Annotated in this window: 1 protein-coding gene; it reads right to left on the bottom strand. The window is 61.7% G+C overall.

What is annotated here, in order from left to right; genetic code table 11:
* Nucleotides 1-33: 33 nt before the first annotated feature.
* Nucleotides 34-1,368 carry an IS5 family transposase gene (locus I6F16_RS37400; protein WP_225174765.1) on the bottom strand — a complete coding sequence of 445 codons (1,335 nt, stop codon included), beginning with the start codon at nt 1,366-1,368 and terminating at the stop codon, nt 34-36.
* Between the last annotated feature and the right edge of the window lie 172 nt (nt 1,369-1,540).

Below are 1,540 nucleotides of genomic sequence, written 5' to 3'. Positions count from 1 at the left end.
AGTCGTCCGTGAAGAAGGCGGGAGAGCGCTGATTTAAGCGATCTTTTGGGCAGGGACAGTTTCGGTGAACGCCCGGATAATGGCACGCAAGAGTTCTGCGAGCCACCGCAGGAGCAGGCCGAAGTTGTAGCCGGCGGCGGCGAGGACGGCGTTGATGCGGTCGCCGACGCGGCCTTTGAGATAGTTGCGGTCCATGCGGTGCTCGGCCTTGACGTGGCCGATGACGGGCTCGACAGCCGCGCGACGCTTCATCTCGCGACGGATGGGAGCTGTGACGCGGCGGACCTGACCCGAGATCCAGACCCTGAACCGATGCGGGTGGTTGTGACCGCGATATCCTTTGTCGACGTGGATACGGCGAGCCTCCACCCCGGTGAGCTTCTCCATGTCGGCGATTACGGGACCGAGCGTGTGCCCATCGAAGGGATTGCCATGCAGGGCCTTGGCATGGATCACGAACTGGCCACCCTTCGGAGACGTCACAGGGGTGGCGATGCTGACCTTGCAGCCGAACTCGTAGGGCGCGCGGGCTTTACCCTTGCCGATGCACTCAACCTCCGGAGCATGTAACGCATAGACCTTCGGACCGCGCTGATGCTGATCCTGGCTGCGCACCTGCTGCGCTAAACCGAGCAACGGGCCGAAGCGAGCTTCAAGCACCGTATCGCCATCAATCTTGCGGCGGATGTCGCGGATAATCCGACCAAGCCGTGTCCGCAGGAACTTGAGCTGCCGCCGCGCGCGTTTGAACTGGTGGGCGTGGCTATAGCGGCCGGTCATGATGGCGGCGCGCTTGGCCAGGCGCAGATAGCTCTGGCGCAGCGGCACGTGGCTTCGCTTGGCGAGCCCGACGAGCTTGGTGAGTGCCCTATGCATCAGACGCGCATCAGTCGGATGCGCAACGGCCTTGGGCTGCACCGTGGTATCGACGACCACCCGCTCCAGGTCCTTGGGGCCGATGGCGCCAGTCTTGTGCGCCACCGACAGGCTTTCTTGGATCAGCGCGACAAGCTGTTCCTCGCCCAGCCGCTGGCGCCAACGGGTCATCGACGATCGATCGAACGGCAGACGGTGGCAGAAGCTCAATTCGCCGCAGAAGTATTGGTAGTAGGGGTTCTCGATCCAGCGGGCGCACAGCACCTCATCCGACAAGTTGTGCATGTGCTTCAGAATGAACAGGCCGGCCACGAGCCGCGTCGGCAAGCCAGGCTGCCCCACCCCTGTTTGGCAGACCGAACTAAAGCGCTCATCCAGAAACTTCCAGTCGATCAGCGCCGCCAACCGCACCAGCGGGTGACCCAAGTCGATGATCTGATCGAGCGCCGGAAGCAGCAGGTCTTTCTGGCGATCGTCCCGCGGTTTGCTCATCGCCTTCCCCAATGCCGATGACCCGACATCAGGGAATCACGAATCGCCCAAAAGCAAAATCCCAAAACGCAGGAAAACGAGGTCCAGCACCCCACTTTCCTGCAAAATCGAATACTACATCAAGACCAATTCTGCTTACTTCTCAGACCGACCCGTATTCTTCACGGACGAC

It is taken from the genome of Bradyrhizobium sp. IC4060 (genome assembly GCF_020193715.1).
GTDB lineage: Bacteria > Pseudomonadota > Alphaproteobacteria > Rhizobiales > Xanthobacteraceae > Bradyrhizobium > Bradyrhizobium yuanmingense.
This window is presented reverse-complemented; position numbering and strand designations above follow the sequence as displayed.